The following is a 15,960-nucleotide window of genomic DNA, read 5'->3' as shown; positions in this document are numbered from 1 at the left end:
TCCGTGGAGGGGCCTTCGCCGTGCTCTTACCTCTGGTCGGGGTGGCCGGATTCGAACCGACGACCTCTTCGTCCCGAACGAAGCGCGCTACCAAGCTGCGCCACACCCCGAGGCGTGCCGACAAATAGTAGCCCACCCGCCCCGAAGGTCAAACTCGGTACCCCCGAGGGTCGGGGTCAGCGGGGGATGAGGGTCAGCACGCTCGCCTCGGGTGGGCAGGCGAACCGGATCGGGGCGGTGGGGTGGGTGCCCAGGCCGGCGGAGACGTGCAGCCAGGCGTCCGACCCGCGCCAGCGGTGCAGGCCCTTCGCCATCGACCGGGGCAGCCCGCAGTTGGTCACCAGCGCCCCGTAGCCCGGCACGCAGACCTGGCCGCCGTGGGTGTGCCCGGCGAGCAGGAGGCCGAAGCCGTCCGCCGTCATCTGGTCGAGCAGGGCCGGCTCCGGCGAGTGGGTCAGCGCGATGGCCAGCTCGGCCGCGGGGGCGACCGGGCCGGCCACCGCGGCGTAGTCGTCCCGTTCGATGTGCGGGTCGTCCACGCCGACCAGCTCCACCATTCGGCCGCCCGCCTTGATCGAGGTGCGGGCGTTGTTCAGGTCTGCCCAGCCGGCCCCGGTGAAGACGTCGCGCAGCTCCTCGTACGGCAGCTCGGCGCCCTCGGTGTACTCCCGGTCGGGCAGGAAGTAGGTGAAGGGGCTCTTCCAGACCGGCCCGGTGTAGTCGTTCGAGCCGAAGACGAATGCGCCCGGGAAGTCGAGCAGCGGTTGCAGGGCCCGCAGCACGCCGGGAACGGCCGCCGGGTGGGCCATGTTGTCCCCGGTGACCACGACCAGGTCGGGATCGAGGGCGGCCAGCGAGGCCACCCACTGCTGCTTGCGGCGCTGATCCGGGGTCATGTGCAGGTCGGACAGGTGCAGCACGCGCAGCGGTTCGGTGTCGGCCGGCAGCACCGGCACGTCGTACCGGCGGAGGGTGAACATGTTGCGCTCGACGAGCGACGCGTACGCCAGCGTGGCGGCGCCCGCGGCGACGGTTCCGGCGCCGAGTCGGAATAGTGTGCGCTTTCGCATGCCGTTCAGGGTAGTTTGACCGTCCATGAGCACGCTGAAGGACCGCCTCACCGCCGACATGCGCGCCGCACTCAAGGCGCGCGACGAGCTGACCACCTCCACCCTGCGGATGGCCCTGGCCGCCGTGGGAAATGCCGAGGTGGCCGGCAAGGTCAAGCGCGAGCTCACCGACGACGAGGTGCTCGCGGTGCTGACCAAGGAGGCCAAGAAGCGACGCGAGGCCGCCACCGCCTTCGCCGACGCCGGCCGGGCCGAGCAGGCCAGCAAGGAGACCGCCGAGGGCGAGGTGCTGGAGCGATACCTGCCGAAGCAGCTCTCCGACGTCGAGCTGACCGAGCTGGTCTCGGGGGCGCTGGCCGCGGGCGGCTTCACCGGCAAGGCCCAGATGGGCCCGGCCATGAAGGCGGCCCAGGCCGCGGTGGCCGGCCGGGCCGAGGGCGGTCGGGTCGCCGCCGAGGTACGCCGGCAGCTCGGCCTCTAACCTCCTCCGGTACGAGAAACGGGCGGGCACCCCGTTGAGGGGTACCCGCCCGCTTCTGTGTACTTGGTCAGCCGCGCGGCCGGCCCGGGGGGCGTCCCGGCCCCGGCGGCGGCACGATGCCGCCGGGGGTGACGACCGGCCCGCCGGCCGGCGCAGGCGGTGCGGCGGGGCCGCTGCTGATCTCGAGGGTCACCACGCCGCCCTTGATGGTCCGGCCGTTCGGGCTGGTGCTGGCGACCGAGCCGGCGGCGCAGTCCGACGGCACCCGGTTGCCGGAGACGGCCACGTCGAAGCCGGCTCCCTTGATCTCGGCCCTGGCGGCGTCGACCGACTGGCAGCTCACGCGAGGGATGGCGCGCTGGTCACCCTCTATGATCTTGCCGTTCGGCGGGGTGAAGTCGATCCGCTCCTTGCCCTTCATGGCATCCCGCAGGGTCTCGTAGACCGCCGGGTTGATGCCGTTCTTGACGTCGTGGCCCATCTTCTGGTTGGTCTGCGGCCAGTCCGGGTCGGCCATGATGCCGGCCACCGCGTACTGCTTGGTCATCGCGACCAGCGCGGACGTCTTGTCCAGGTCGGTGGTGCCGGACTTGCCGGCCACCGGCGCGTTGACGATGCCGCGGACGTTGCGTGCGGTGGCGCCCTTGCACTGGGAGGTCTTGGACTTGTCGCCGACCGGGCAGCGGGCGGCGTCCACCGCGGCCCGGGCCACCTCGACGCCGATCCGCTGCTCGCAGCGCGGGTTTGCCACGTCGAGCTTCTTGCCCTCCGGGTCCTTGATCTCCTGGACCGGGATCGGCTCGCAGTACTTGCCGTCCGCGGCGAGGGTGGCGTACGCGTTGGCCAGCTCCAGCGGGGTGGTGGAGGAGACGCCCAGGGTGAACGCGCCCCACTGGTTGGCGCCCCTCTCCAGGTCCAGGTCGCCCTGGGCCCGGAAGGTGATGCCCAACTTCTTCGCGGCCTTCACCACGTTCTCCGCGCCGACCTGCTGCTCCAGCGGCACGAAGTAGGTGTTGACCGAGTTGCCGAACGCGGTCCACATGTTGTGCACGCCGGTCATGCTCTTCGACGCGTTCTTCGGGCAGTAGAAGTGCGTGCCCGGGCAGGCGGCCGGCGAGTTCTGCTCGACGATGTAGTTCGACTTGAAGACCTCGGGCGAGTTGATCGTGTAGCTGAGCGGGACGCCCTTCTCCAGCGCGGCCACCATGGTGAACATCTTGAACGTCGAGCCGGCTTGGTAGCCGGTGATGTCCTGACCGCCGCTGAGCAGCGGATTCACCGTATTCGGGTAGTTGGCCCGGATCTTCGCCTTGGCCTTGGTCGGGTTGCTGGAGAGCGGGTTCTGCGGCTTCTGCGGGTTGTCGATCTTGAAGTTCCGGTTGACCGCGAGCGCCCGGACCCGGCCGGTTCCCGGCTCGATCGCGGCGACCATCCGGGCCGCCTTGCTGTTCACCCCGAGGTTCCGCCGGACGGCGGCGTCGGCGCCGTTCTGGGCCTGGGCGTCGAGGCTGGTGACGATGGTGTAGCCGCCGCTCTTGAGGCGTCGTTCCCGGTCGTAGGTGGTCGAGCCGAAGGTCTCCTGGGACATCCACCAGCGGTAGAAGTAGTCGCAGAAGAACCCCCAGTTACGCTGGTTCGTCGCGACGCAGCCGTTCGGGGTGCGCTTGTCCTTGACCACCATCTTGGTGGCCTTGCCCGCGTCGGCCTGCTGCTGGGTGATCGCCCCGGTGGTGACCATGTTCTGCAGCACGTAGTTGCGCCGGTCGAACGCCAGGGTGCGGCCGCTGCGGGTGGTCGGGTCGTTCTGCGACGGCGCCTTCACCATCCCGGCCAGCAAAGCGGCCTCCTCCAGCTTCAGCTTGCTCGGCGGCTTACCGAAGTAGACCTGACTGGCGGCGAAGATGCCGTACGCCCCGTTGCCGAACGCGGCGAGGTTCAGGTAACGCTCCAGGATCTCGTCCTTGGAGAACTCCTTGTCGATCTGCAACGCGTACCGCATCTCCCGCAGCTTCCGGGCGCTGGTGTCCTCCGTCGCGGCGACCACGTCCGCCGGATGGGTCGCCGAGTACGCGATACCCAACCGCACGTACTGCATCGTCAGCGTCGACGCGCCCTGCTGACCGTTCGCCCCACCGGACTGGTTGTTCACGAACGCCCGGGCGATGCCGTTGAGGTCGACCCCGTTGTGCTTGTAGAAGTCGTGGTCCTCCGCGGCGACGATCGCCTGCCGCATCACCGGAGCGACGTCGGCGAGCTTCACGTCCCGCCGGTTCTCGTCGTACATCGTCGCCAACGGCGTCTTACCGTCCGACGCCAACAGGTAGCTGATCTGCGGCGCCCGCGCCACCGTCAGCTCCTTCGGCAGCGCACCGAACGTCTCCGCCCCGGCCTTCGCCGCCAAGCCCGACATCGCCACCGCGGGGAAGGCCGCCGCCGCGACCACCACCCCGGCCAGAAGGCCACAGATCAGCAGCGATGCGGCGTTGGTGAAGACATTGTGGTCACGTTTCCGCATCCAGGTCACCTCGACAGGGTACGCGAGTAGGGAACGAGGGGCGCTGGGGCGTTCTTTCCCCATTTCCTGCGCGCGCCGACCTCGTTGTGCTAAACGCACGACCCCCGGTGTGTGGTTGCGTGTGACCTGGCGCCGAGTCTCCTCCGATCGTGGAGGCGTCGCGGCGTTTTCACGTACCTCGGCCGGGTAAGCGGCGCGCGAACGCCCGGGAAGCCGGGACTGTCCGGAATGATGGATTTCGCCGACAACGTTGCGTAATCGTGCGACTACAGAGCATGATGGTTGCGGCGACCACGCCACACGTCGTCCGTGCCTCCTTGGGGAAGGAGCGGCCGGACGACCGGGGGGATCGACGGCCGGTCGCACGAGTCGGTAGGTACTGCAAGGGGGGACGTGTACACATGGGCATGATCACTGACTGGCCGTCGCTGGCGGCATGTCAGAACGGGGACCCGGACGCGTTGTTCGTACAGGGCGCCGAACAGAACGTGGCGAAGAGGATCTGCCGGAGTTGCCCAGTTCGGTACGAGTGCCTGGCCGACGCGCTCGACAACCGGATCGAGTTCGGGGTGTGGGGCGGCATGACCGAGCGGGAGCGGCGGGCGCTACTGCGCCGACACCCGCAGGTGACCAGCTGGCGGAAGATGTTCGAGGCCGCGATGAAGAAGAACGAGAAGGACCGGGCGGCCGGCAAGGATAAGATCCTGGTCACCGCCGCCGCCGGCTGACGCCGGTCACGGCAGGCTGATCGCCGCGCCGATCGTTCGCAGCCCGTCGACGTCGTGCACGTCGGCGGGTTGCGCCGTGACCGACGCCGCCGGCACCGCCGGGAAGGCCTCGGTGAACCGGGCGGCCACCTCCCGCTCCCGGATCGCCTGCTGGGCCAGCGCGGCGTGCGCCCGCAGCACCTCGACCGTCGCGTCGTGGCCGCCGAGCGCCGCCAGCCGCTGCGCGGCGGCGAGGCTCTCCGCCGGCGCCAGCGACTCCACCGTCGGCCGGTGCACCCGGTTGAGCACCAGGCCGGCCAGCGGCATCCGCTCCTCCCCGAGCCGCCCGGCGAAGTAGGCCGCCTCCCGGACCGCGTCCGGCTCCGGGGCCGCGACCAGCAGGAAGGCCGTCTCCTGCGCCTGCAGGATCCGGTACGTCTGCTCGGCCCGCTGCCGGAAGCCGCCGAACATCGAGTCGAGCGCGGCCACGAAGCCGGACAGGTCGGTGAGCAGCTGGGCGCCGAGCACCTTCTGCACCACCTTGGAGAACATCCCGAAGCTGGCGGTCACCAGGCTGAACATGCTCCGCCCGCCGGTCCGCGCCGGGGCCAGCAGCAGCCGCAGCATCCGCCCGTCGAGGAAGCGGGAGAGCCGGGCCGGGGCGTCCAGGAAGTCCAGCGCGGAGCGCGACGGCGGGGTGTCCACCACGATCAGGTCCCACTCGCCGCGGGCGTGCAGCTGGCCCAGCTTCTCCATCGCCATGTATTCCTGTGTGCCGGCGAAGGTGGAGCTCATCGCCTGGTAGAACGGGTTGGCGAAGATCTCCGCTGCCTTCGCCGGGTCGGTGTGCTGCAGCACCACGTCGTCGAAGGTGCGCTTCATGTCCAGCATCATGGCGTGCAGCTCGCCGCCGCTGACCTCGACGTCGATCCCCTTGACCTGGCGGGGGGTGTTGTCCAGCTCGGTCAGGCCGAGCGACTGGGCCAGCCGGCGGGCCGGGTCGATGGTGAGCACCACCGTCCGCCGGCCGTGCTGCTCGGCCGCGCGCAGGGCGAGCGCCGCCGCGGTGGTCGTCTTGCCCACCCCGCCGGCCCCGCAGCACACGACGATCCGCACGCCCGGGTCGGCGAGGATCCGGTCGACGTCCAGCCGCGGCGCCGCGTTGTCGGAAGGCACTCTTCGAGCGTATCGGGCCGGTGCGGTCCGCGCGGCGGAGCCGAGCTCAGGTGTGAGTCAATCGGCCCGGCGAAGGGTCTCGGCCAGCTGGTCCAGCCCGGCCCGGTCAACCCCGTCGGGCAGCAGCGGCAGCTCGGTCATCGGCAGGCCGAGGTCCACCAGGTCGGTGCGGAGCGAATCCTCCAGCTCCCGGCGCACCTGCTGGTCCCGCGCCTCCGCGGCCAGGCCCGCCACGGTGGCCGGGTCGGTCGGCAGCCCGGCGGCGCGCAGCCCGCCCGCCAGCTCCTCCCGGGTCAGCTCGCGCCCGGGCGGCAGCGCCGGTCGGGCCGCGTTGACGATCACCCGGCCGACCGGGAAGCCCAGCTGGGTCAGGTCGGTGATCGCGTCGACCGTCTCCTGGACCGGCATCTCCTCCAGCAGGGTCACCACGTGCACCGCGGTCATCGGGGAGCGCAGCAGCGCCGAGACCCCCTCGCTCTGGGTCTTGATCGGCCCGACCCTGGTCAGCCGGGCGGTCTCCGCGGTGACGTTGAGGAAGCGCCCGATCCGCCCGGTCGGCGGCGCGTCCAGCACCACCGCGTCGTACGCCCGGCGCTGCCCGGCGGTGCGGGTGGTGGCCTCCTTCACCTTGCCGGTGAGCAGCACGTCGCGCAGCCCCGGGGCGATGGTGGTGGCGAAGTCGATGGCGCCGACCTTGCGCAGCGCCCGGCCGGCCGCGCCCAACTTGTAGAACATGTCGAGGTACTCCAGCAGCGCCTCCTCGGCGTCCACCGCCAGGGCGCGCACCTCGCCGCCGCCGGGGGCGTCGGTGAGGTGCCGCTCCTCGTAGGGCAGCGGATCGGTGCCGAACAGCTGGGCGATGCCCTGCCGGCCCTCGACCTCGACCAGCAGGGTGCGCCGGCCGCCGTGGGCCAGCGCCAGCGCCAGCGCCGCCGCGACGGTGCTCTTGCCGGTGCCGCCCTTGCCGGTCACCACGTGCAGGCGGGACGGCCATCCGGTCCCGGCCGGATCCGTCGACCGCTCAGCTGCTCGCACCCGTCGAGCCTATCCACCCGGCGAGGTCAGGCCACCTCGCAGACCCACCAACCCGTCTTCCGTACCACGGTGAAGCGCAACGCCTGCTCGGCGACCTTCTCGTCCGCGGTGGTCACGGTGAGCTTGGTGGTGACGGTGGCCCGGTCGCCGGTCTGGTTGTCCACCTTCGGGCTGGACCAGCGGAACCGCGGGCCCGGATAGTCGGCGGAGTACCTGTTCACCTCGGCCACCTTCGCGTCCAGCTGCTGCTGGTCCCGGGCCGCCGAGCAGACCAGGGTGGCCGCCCTGCGGGCGTCCCGGTCCCGGTAGACCGCGGTGAGGAAGTTGTCCACCGCCACCGCCGGCTCCTTCGCGCCCTCGCCGCTCTCAGTGTCCCGCAGCGCGAGGAACGCGGCCGTGCCACCGCCGCCGCAGAGGAGGATGGCGGCGACCAGCACCAGCGAGGCGATCAGCAGGTTCCGGCGCCGGGGGGTGCCCGGCGCCTGGTAGGCGGGGTAGCTCGGGGGCGGGGGCGGGATGGCGCCCGGGTTCGGTGCGGACGGGGCCGGCTCCGGCCGGGAGGCCGGCGTACCCGGCGATCCGCTCGCGCCAGCGGTCGGCGGTTGGGTCATGTGGCCCCCCGGGGGATGGGGCGTCCTCGCCGCCCGTGGCGAGGACGCGGCTTCACCGCACGACGGGCGACCCGATCGCCCGTACGACGCAGAAGGGTAGCGGTCGATGGGCACCCCGTGTCCAACCGCTCACGACCTGCTGTGCCGCGCCGTCGCCTTTCGGACCAGTCATGTGTCGCATATGTGACTCGGGGTGATCGGGCGTGCGCGTCCCGTTGCCGCCCTCCGGGCACTGGTCCTACGTTCGTCCCGGTGGGAGGAGCGGGTCGGGCGGCGGGTCCGGCCCGACCGGCGGTCAGTCAGGCACGAAGCCCGGAGGCAGCGCATGCGCGACGCGGAGAACATCGTCCGAGCCCAGTTCCCGCCGGACGACCGGCGCGCCCGCTCGGGGCCGGGCCGGGGCGGCCCGCTCGGCGCCATGCCGGTGAACGAGCGGTCCTACGGCCGGTACGCCGAACCCGCCGACACCCTCCGCGCGCCCGGCCGCGGCGAGCGCGGCCGGGACGAGGAGGAGACCGGCTACGTCATCCACCTGCCGATCCGGGTGGCCGACCTGTCCTCGGCCACCGCGCTGGCCGGCACCGTGGCCACCTCGCTCGGCTTCCTGGTCGAGCTGGACGCCGGCGAGACCACCGTCTCCACCGCCGACGACCAGAACAACCGGCACCGGGTCTTCTGCGACCTGCCGCTGCCGGACCGGTCCCGCTGCCCCCAGCCGTACGACCACGAGGGGCCGTGCGGCGAGGCGCCGGCCGCCCCGGAGCAGCGTCCCGTGCCCCGGCCGTGGCCCGGACCGTAGGCTGTCCGCGACAGCAGTCCGCACGCAGGCAAGGGAGCCTTCCACCGATGCAGAAGTGGGAATACGCCACGGTCCCGCTGCTGGTCCACGCGACCAAGCAGATCCTCGACAACTGGGGTGAGGACGGCTGGGAGCTGGTGGCCGTCATCCCCGGCCCGAACCCGGACCAGCTGGTCGCCTACCTGAAGCGTCCGAAGGGCTGAAGGGCCGTGAGCGCGAGGAGTGAGCCGGGTTTGCGAGCCCCGCAGTCGCGAACGAAGAGCGGGCCCGTGAGCGCGAGGAGTGAGCCGGGTTTGCGAGCCCCGCAGTCGCGAATGAAGGTGGGCGCATGAGCAACGGACCCCACGCGAAGCTCGCCGAGCTGGGCCTCGAGCTGCCCGAGGTGGTGCCGCCGGTGGCCAGTTACGTCCCGGCCGTGCAGTCGGGCCAGCACGTCTACGTCTCCGGTCAGCTGCCGATGGCCGAGGGCAAGCTGCTGGCCACCGGCAAGGTCGGCGCCGGCGTCTCCGCCGACCAGGCCAAGGACCTCGCCGAGCGGTGCGCGCTGAACGCCCTCGCGGCGGTCGACTCGCTGGTCGGCCTGGAGAACGTCGTCAAGATCGTGAAGCTGACCGGCTTCGTGGCCAGCGCCCCCGGCTTCACCGGCCAGCCCGGCGTGATCAACGGCGCCTCCGACCTGTTCGGCGCGGTCTTCGGCGAGGCCGGCCGGCACGCCCGCTCCGCAGTCGGCGTCGCCGAGCTCCCCCTCGACGCCCCCGTCGAGGTCGAGGTCATCATCGAGGTCGCCTGACCCACACCCTCCGTCCCCGCGATCTTGCAGTTGCTGCCCGGGCGAAAGCCGCGAAGCAGCACGAATCAGGGTCGGAAAGTGCAAGATCGCGGGGGATGGCGGGCGGGGTCGTACGATCTCAGCCATGACCGGGCGTGTGACGGGGGCGGCAGGGGCACTCGTCGACGAGCTGCCCTCCTGGGTGACGCTGCTGCGTGCGCCCAATCCGGGGCCGATGACGCTGGACGGCACCAACACCTGGGTGCTGAGAGGCGCCCCGGGGGAGCCGGCCGTGGTGGTCGATCCCGGGCCGGCCGACGAGGGGCACCTGGCCCGGATCGCGGCGCACGGGCCGGTCGGGTTCGTGCTGATCACCCACGGGCACCCGGACCACACCGAGGGCGCGCCCCGGCTCAGTGAGCTGCTCGGCGGCGCGCACGTGCTCGCCGTCGACCCGGCGCACACCATCGGCGGTGAGCCGCTGACCGAGCCCGGTGAGCACCTCGGCGGCTTCGGCCTGGAGATCAGGCTGCTCGACACCCCCGGGCACACCGCCGACTCGGTCTGCTTCCTCGTCGAGCACGGCGACGAGCGGGTCGTGCTCACCGGCGACACCATCCTCGGCCGGGGGACCACCGTGGTCGCCCACCCGGACGGCCACCTCGGGGACTACCTGACCAGCCTCGAGCTGCTCGGCACGTACACCGGGATCCCGGCGCTGCCCGGGCACGGCCCGGCGCTCGCCGACTGCGGCGCCGCCGCCGAGTTCTACCTGGCCCACCGCCGTGCCCGGCTCGACCAGGTCCGGGCCGCGGTGGCCGCGGGCGCGACCACCGCGCCCGAGGTGGTCGCCCGGGTGTACGCGGACGTCGACCGGTCGCTGTGGTGGGCCGCCGAGTGGTCGGTGCGGGCCCAGCTGGAGTACCTCGGCGTCGACCCCGGGGAATCCGGCGCCGGGGGTGCGCGGTTGGAGCAGCCGTGACCTGCCCCGTGTGTGGCACCGTCGCGGTGCCCGGCGCCCGGTTCTGCCACAACTGCGGCGCCGCGCTGCCGGCCGCGGCGACCCTGCCCGCCGCCGAGCGGCGGGTGGTCACCGTGCTCTTCGGCGACCTGTCCGACTTCACCTCCTGGTCGGAGGACCTCGACCCGGAGCGGGTCGGCGCGGTCACCGACCGGGTGCTCGCCGCGCTCGCCGGCGCGGTCAAGACCTTCGGCGGGCACGTCGACAAGCTCACCGGCGACGGCATCATGGCGGTCTTCGGCGCGCCGGTCGCCCACGAGGACGACGCCGAGCGGGCCGTCCGGGCGGCGCTGTCCATGCAGCGCGCGGTCCGCCGGGTGCTGGACGACGAGCGCGGCGGCGGCGCCCCGCTCGGCCTGCGGGTCGGGCTGAACACGGGCGACGTGATCGCCGGCATCCAGGCGGCCATCGAGTACACGGTCATCGGGGACACGGTGAACACCGCCGCCCGACTCGCCGACGCCGCCGCCGTGGGTGCGGTCTACGCCGGCGCGCGCACCGCCGCGGCCACCCGGCACGTCGCCTCCTGGCGGGCGCTGCGCCCGTTACGGCTCAAGGGCAAGCGCGAGCCGGTCGAGGCGTACGAGCTGCTGGGTCTGCTGGACGCGCCGGGCACCCGATCCGGCCTCGGCGACGAGGCGCCGTTCGTCGGGCGGGAGACCGAGATCGGCCGGATCGCCGGCCGGCTCGCCGAGGTGATCGACCGGGGCGAGCCCCGGGTGCTGCTGATGACCGCCGAGGCGGGGATCGGCAAGTCCCGGTTCGCAGCCGAGGTGGAACGCCTCGCCGCCGGCTACGACGTCGGCGCCGGCCGGTACGCGGCCCACAGCGGGGCCCGGGTGCTGTCGGTCCGCTGCGCCGCGTTCGGCGAGCGTCGCCGGCTGGCCCCGCTGGCCGACCTGGTCCGGGCGGCGGTCGGCCTGCCCAACGACCCGGCCACCGCGCTCACCCGGCCGGCCGTCGAGGAACGGCTGCGCCGGCTCGGCCAGCGGCTCGGCCGGCTGCGCACCGACCCGGCGCCGATCGCCGCCGAGCAGCTGCTCGCCCTGCTGGGCTACGCCGAGCTGCCCGCGGGCGGCCCCGTCGACCAGGGCGAGTGGGGTGGCGCCCCGACCCCCGCCGACGCCGAGGCGGTGCCGAACGCGGTCGCCGGGCTGCTCAGCGCGCTCGCCGAGGAGGCGCCGCTGGTGATCGTGGTGGACGACCTGCACGACGCCACCGCTGAGACGATCAAGGCGCTCGCGCTGACCCTGAACCGGCTCGCCGGCCCGGTGCTGGTGCTGCTGCTCGGCCGGCCGGAGCTGGTGCGGACCGCCGGGGCGCTGACCCGGGTCGCGGACGCCGAGGTGCACGCGCTGCCCCCGCTGCGCGGCGCGGACGCGTCCCGGCTGCTCACCGGATACCTCAACGGCGGCCGACTGCCGCAGGCCGACGCGGACCGACTGCTCGCCACCGCCCAGGGCAACCCGTTCTACCTGGCCGAGCTGGTCACCCTGCTGCGCGAGCGCGGGGCGCTGACCGCCGGCCCGGACGGCGGCTGGCGGCTGGCGCCCGGCTCGCTGGGCAGCCGGCTGCTCTCCCGCGACCTGGCCGCCGTGCTGGCCGCCCGGATCGACGCGCTGCCGGCGGACGCCCGCTCGGTGCTGCGGGACGCCGCCGTGGTCGGCGACACCGTCCCGACCGGGGCGCTGGAGGCGCTGGGCGAGCAGCGGGCCGCCGGGGACGGCCGGCCGGCGGCGGTGGCCGCGGTGGAACGCGAACGGGCCGTCGAGGAGCTGCTGCAACGCCGGATGCTGCACCGCACCCGCACCGGGTATGCGTTCGCCACCCCGCTGATGCGCGAGGCCGCGTACGCCGGGGTCAGCAAGGCCGAGCTGGCCGAGCGGCACGCCGCGCTGACCCGGTGGGCCCAGCCGGACCCGGCGGCCGGGATCGCCGCGCCGAGCGGGTTCACCGACGCGACCCGGGACGACTTCGTCGCCGAGCACGTGGAACGCGCGGCGGCGCTGGCCGACGCGGTCAAGCTCCGGCCGGACGCGCCGGCCCGGACGGTCGCGCCGCTGGGGGTGGCCGCGCTGGGCCGGGCCGCCCGCCGGGCGTTGCAGGCCGGCGAGCCGGCGTTGGCGATCGAGTACGCCGAACGCGCCGCCGAGCTGGCCCGCGACGGGGTGCCCGCGGCCGACCGGGTGGTGCACGCCCGGGCACTGCTGCAGATCGGCCGGCCCGCCGACGCGCTCGCCTACGCCGAGAAGATCGCCGCCAACACCGGGGACGAGGCCACCCGGGTCAGCGCGCTGCTGCTCGCCGGCCAGGCCCACCAGGCGGTGGGCGACCCCGAGCGGGCGGTCTCCTCCTGGCAGGAGGCATTGCAGGTGGCCGACGCCGCCGACCTGCAGACCCTGCGCGCCTCGGCGATGCGCCGGCTCGGCATGGCCGACTTCGTCGCCGGCCGGCTCGGTCAGGCGAGCAGCCGGCTGGCCGCCGCGTACCAGGTCAGCCTGGCCGCGCAGGACCCGCGCGGGCAGGCCTGGTCGCTGCAGAACCTGGCCTGGGTGACCACCACCCGGGGCGACTTCGCCGGCACCGACGCGGTGCTCGGCCGGGCCGCCCGGCTGTTCGCCGAGCTGAAGGACCCGTACGGCCGGGCCTGGCTGCGCGGCACCACCGCGTTCGCCCGGTTGCTCGCCGGGCGGCTCGGGGAGGCCTGCCGGCTGGCGAACGTCTTCCTGCCGTTCGGCGAGCGGGTCGGCGAGTCCTGGGCGGTCGGCACGCTGCGCGCCGTCCAGGCGTTCGCCGGGGCGGAGCTGGGCGAGATCGCCGAGGCGGACCGGGAGGCGCGCCGGGCGTACCGGGACTTCGCCGAGGTCTCGGACGACTGGGGGCGCGGGTTCGCGCTGGTCGTCCGCGGGGTGGTGGCGCGCGGGCTGGGCGAGCCGGAGCACGCGGCGGACCTGCTCACCGACGCCCTCGGGTACGCCGAGCACACCTCGCACCCGCTGCTCACCGGAATGGCCGGCACGCTGCGCGGCTTCGTGTCGCTGGACATGGGCGACTGCGAGGCGGCCGAGCGGGACGCCCGCGCGGTGCTGACCGCCGTCGAGCCGCACAATCCGCAGGCGCCGGCGCAGGCCGCGCCCCGGGTGCTGCTGGCCACCGCCCGACTCGCCGCCGGCGATGCGGCCACCGCGGTCGGGCTGCTCGCCCCGGTGGCGACCACCGCGGCCAACACCCCGACGCTGCTGTTCTCCCGCCGGCAGACGATGGCCCGGTACGCCTGCGCGCTGCTCGCCCACGGCCGGCAGGAACAGGCGCTGGACTGGGCCCGCCGGGCGGTCGCCGCGCCGGCCGAGGACGTGCGCAGCCAGGTGATCGGGGCGAGCATCCTGGCCGACGTGCTGGCCGCCTGCGGGCAGCCGGCCGAGGCGCTGGCCAGCGCCGAGGAGGCGGTCCGGTTGGCGTACGCCACCGAGCAGCGCAGCGAGCGCGAGCCGGCCGACGCGCTGCGCGCCCGGCTCGCCGCCGAGGTCTGACCGCCGCTGCGCGGCCCCCTCCCGCCCCGGGTCGAGGTCTGCCGGTTTCGGGGATGTGGGTGTCGGTGCCGGCGGTTAGCGTGGCAGTCCACGCGGTCGTCGTCGACGGCCGCGCCCGTCTGCGGTGGGAGTGAAGATGAGGCTGCCCCGGTCCGGCGCCGGCTGGACGATCGCGGTCTTCGGCGTCCTGGCGCTGGTGCTGGGCGCGCTCGGGCTGATCTGGCCGGAGGCCCAGCTGCGGTTGCTCGGCTTCGAGGTGCCGGCGCGGCGGGCGGCCGGCGACTACACCGGCACCTTCCTCACCGCGTCCTCGATGGCCTCGTTCAACATGGGCGTCTACTACCTGCTGGCCGCCGCCACCGAGTGGCGGTCGTTCTACCGGTTCACGGTGGTCTTCCGGCTGGTCACCTTCACCGTCTTCACGCTGACCGTGCTGGCCGACGTGGCGCCGGCCCGGTTCCTCGGCGTCGCCGCGTGGGAGGGCCTGGGCGCGGTCGCCACCGCCGTCGCGCTGTGGTGGGACGCCCGGCGCGCCACCCCGACGCGCCCCGAGGTGACCCCGCCGATCGGGCGGCCGTCGGGGGCAACCGCGCAGGACAGCGGCCCGGTGTCGGGTGCGGAGGCCGGCCCGGCCACCGCGGGACCGGCGTCCCCCGCCGGTACGGTCCGCTGAACGCCCCGACGGGACGGGTATTTTCGAAGCCGTGACCGACACCCCGCCCGGCGCCCTCCGGCTGCCCATCGTGCCCGGTCTGACCGATCTGCAGGTGTTCGCCCGGGGTGGTTACGCGACCGTCTACCGGGCCACCCAGATCTCGGTCGGGCGCGAGGTGGCCGTCAAGGTGGAGAATCGCACGCTGGACAGCGAGCGGGACCAGGCCCGGTTCCTGCGCGAGGCCCGGGCGGCGGGAAAGATGTCGTCCCACCCGCACGTGGTGGACCTCTTCGACGTCGGCGTGACGGTCGACCAGCACCCGTATCTGATCATGGAGCTCTGCGACGGCTCGTACGCCGAGCGGATGCGCAGCTCCCCGCTGGACGCCTCCGAGGCCCGTGACCTGGGCATCAAGATCGCCGATGCGCTCGCCCACTCGCACGCGGCCGGTGTGCTGCACCGGGACGTGAAGCCGGCCAACATCCTCTACTCCCACTTCAACCCCGCCGTGCTGGCCGACTTCGGGCTGGCGGTGCTGGCCGAGGTGCGGGACGCCTCGGTCACCCTGGAGGTGCTCACCCCCGCGTACGCCCCGCCGGAGATGTTCAGCCACAGCCCGCCCTCGCCGGCCGTCGACGTCTACGCGCTCAGCGCCACCCTCTACGCGGTGCTGAGCGGGAAGCCGCCGCGCTGGCAGTCGGAGCGCAACCCTAGCCTGGTCACCGTGCTGGAGATGTTCCACCAGCCGATCCCGGGGCTGCCCGGGGTGCCGGCCGAGCTGGTCGACGTGCTGCGTGCCGGGATGGCCAACGACCCGGCCGAGCGGCCGTCCGCGATCGAGCTGCGCGACCTGCTGGTCGCCCTGCCGCTCGACCCGGCCCCGGCGCCGGTCAGCGGCGCACCGGTCTCCGGCGCCCCGGTCGGCGGGCGGGCCGGCACCGGCGGGCGGGCCACCAGCGGCGGGTCTTACCCGGTGACCGGTGGGCGCACCACGGACCACGACGACCACCCGACGATCGCGCACGACGGGCCGAGACGCCGGCGGCGCTGGCTGCTCGGCGGGGCCGGCGTGCTGGCGTTGGCCGCCTCGGCCAGTGCCGGGGCGTGGCTGGCCGGCGGCACGCCGCCGCTGGCCGCGCCGGACCCGTCGTCGTCGACCGACGGCTCGTCCTCACCGGCGGCCGGTGGTGGCCCGCTGCCAGGTTGCGCCGCGGTGGGCGCCGGAACGTCCCTGCCGATGTCCGCAAGGTGCGCGGCCGAGCTGGAGTGCTTCGGGCCGGTGCGGCTGCGGGCGGACCGCGCGGAGGCGGTCCGGGTCTCCTGCGACGGCCGGCACACCTGGGAGTCCTATCTGGAGGGCGTCCTGCCGACCCGGCTGGCCGGCGCCGGCCACGCCCAGGTCAGCGCCGACCCGGCCGTGGCCGCGGTGTGCAACACCCGGACCCTCCGGTTGACCACCGGCCTGGCGCAGCCCACCGGTTGGCACCTGGAGGTGCTGCCGCCGGTGGACGGCGATCCCGATCGGACCTACCGCTGCCTGGCCGGCCGGGGCGTGGACGCGTTGACCACGCCGACCCTCACCGCCCGCTGA

At 73.9% G+C, this 15,960-nt stretch carries 14 protein-coding genes and 1 tRNA gene; 9 read left to right on the top strand and 6 right to left on the bottom strand.

Annotated features, from left to right (window positions below; genetic code table 11):
• Positions 1–33: 33 nt before the first annotated feature.
• Positions 34–110, bottom strand: a tRNA-Pro gene (locus ACFY3U_RS16030).
• Between the two features lie 66 nt (positions 111–176).
• The gene (locus ACFY3U_RS16025; protein WP_387201371.1) at positions 177–1,070 is read right to left on the bottom strand and encodes a metallophosphoesterase; all 894 of its coding nucleotides are present in this window, start codon (positions 1,068–1,070) and stop codon (positions 177–179) included.
• A 25-nt stretch (positions 1,071–1,095) separates the two neighbouring features.
• Here ACFY3U_RS16025 and ACFY3U_RS16020 point away from each other — a divergent pair, with 25 nt between their 5' ends.
• A complete protein-coding gene (locus ACFY3U_RS16020; protein ID WP_387201368.1) occupies positions 1,096–1,551 on the top strand; it encodes a GatB/YqeY domain-containing protein in 456 nt (151 codons plus the stop codon).
• A gap of 67 nt (positions 1,552–1,618) precedes the next feature.
• On the opposite strand, the gene ACFY3U_RS16015 is transcribed toward ACFY3U_RS16020, so the two are convergent.
• On the bottom strand, positions 1,619–4,075 hold the full coding sequence (locus tag ACFY3U_RS16015; protein WP_387201365.1) for a penicillin-binding protein: 2,457 nt from the start codon (positions 4,073–4,075) through the stop codon (positions 1,619–1,621).
• Between the two features lie 392 nt (positions 4,076–4,467).
• On the opposite strand from ACFY3U_RS16015, the gene ACFY3U_RS16010 reads away from it, so the two are divergent.
• Positions 4,468–4,794, top strand: a complete 327-nt coding sequence (locus ACFY3U_RS16010) for a WhiB family transcriptional regulator (RefSeq protein WP_387201362.1) — start codon at positions 4,468–4,470, stop codon at positions 4,792–4,794.
• Between the two features lie 6 nt (positions 4,795–4,800).
• Here ACFY3U_RS16010 and ACFY3U_RS16005 read toward each other — a convergent pair whose 3' ends face one another.
• Genes ACFY3U_RS16005 through ACFY3U_RS15995 form a run of 3 tightly spaced genes read right to left on the bottom strand, consistent with a single transcriptional unit; the run spans position 4,801 to position 7,595 of the window.
• Positions 4,801–5,949, bottom strand: a complete 1,149-nt coding sequence (locus tag ACFY3U_RS16005; protein ID WP_387201359.1) for an ArsA family ATPase — start codon at positions 5,947–5,949, stop codon at positions 4,801–4,803.
• Positions 5,950–6,006: 57 nt separating this feature from the next.
• A complete protein-coding gene (locus ACFY3U_RS16000; RefSeq protein WP_387201356.1) occupies positions 6,007–6,984 on the bottom strand; it encodes an ArsA-related P-loop ATPase in 978 nt (325 codons plus the stop codon).
• Positions 6,985–7,010: 26 nt separating this feature from the next.
• Positions 7,011–7,595, bottom strand: coding sequence for a hypothetical protein (locus ACFY3U_RS15995; RefSeq protein WP_387201353.1), 585 nt, complete (start codon positions 7,593–7,595; stop codon positions 7,011–7,013).
• A 325-nt stretch (positions 7,596–7,920) separates the two neighbouring features.
• Between ACFY3U_RS15995 and ACFY3U_RS15990 the strand changes: the two genes are divergently transcribed.
• The 7 genes from ACFY3U_RS15990 (at position 7,921) to ACFY3U_RS15960 (ending at position 15,960) form a co-directional block, all read left to right on the top strand.
• Positions 7,921–8,394, top strand: coding sequence for a hypothetical protein (locus ACFY3U_RS15990; RefSeq protein WP_387201350.1), 474 nt, complete (start codon positions 7,921–7,923; stop codon positions 8,392–8,394).
• A gap of 47 nt (positions 8,395–8,441) precedes the next feature.
• The gene (locus ACFY3U_RS15985; RefSeq protein WP_088643831.1) at positions 8,442–8,597 is read left to right on the top strand and encodes a DUF4177 domain-containing protein; all 156 of its coding nucleotides are present in this window, start codon (positions 8,442–8,444) and stop codon (positions 8,595–8,597) included.
• A 125-nt stretch (positions 8,598–8,722) separates the two neighbouring features.
• Entirely contained in the window at positions 8,723–9,184 is a 462-nt protein-coding gene (locus ACFY3U_RS15980) for a RidA family protein (RefSeq protein WP_387201347.1), read from the top strand.
• Between the two features lie 124 nt (positions 9,185–9,308).
• Positions 9,309–10,145, top strand: a complete 837-nt coding sequence (locus ACFY3U_RS15975) for an MBL fold metallo-hydrolase (RefSeq protein WP_387201344.1) — start codon at positions 9,309–9,311, stop codon at positions 10,143–10,145.
• Complete coding sequence (locus ACFY3U_RS15970) at positions 10,142–13,714, top strand: adenylate/guanylate cyclase domain-containing protein (RefSeq protein ID WP_387201341.1); 3,573 nt, start codon at positions 10,142–10,144, stop codon at positions 13,712–13,714. Before ACFY3U_RS15975 ends, ACFY3U_RS15970 begins: the two co-directional genes overlap by 4 nt.
• A 136-nt stretch (positions 13,715–13,850) precedes the next feature.
• A complete protein-coding gene (locus ACFY3U_RS15965; protein WP_387201338.1) occupies positions 13,851–14,387 on the top strand; it encodes a hypothetical protein in 537 nt (178 codons plus the stop codon).
• Between the two features lie 31 nt (positions 14,388–14,418).
• Entirely contained in the window at positions 14,419–15,960 is a 1,542-nt protein-coding gene (locus ACFY3U_RS15960; RefSeq protein ID WP_387201335.1) for a serine/threonine-protein kinase, read from the top strand.

Source organism: Micromonospora sp. NPDC000089 (assembly GCF_042899365.1).
Taxonomy (GTDB): domain Bacteria; phylum Actinomycetota; class Actinomycetes; order Mycobacteriales; family Micromonosporaceae; genus Micromonospora.
Note: the sequence above shows the minus strand (reverse complement) of the source record. Positions and strands in the feature narration are given on the sequence as shown.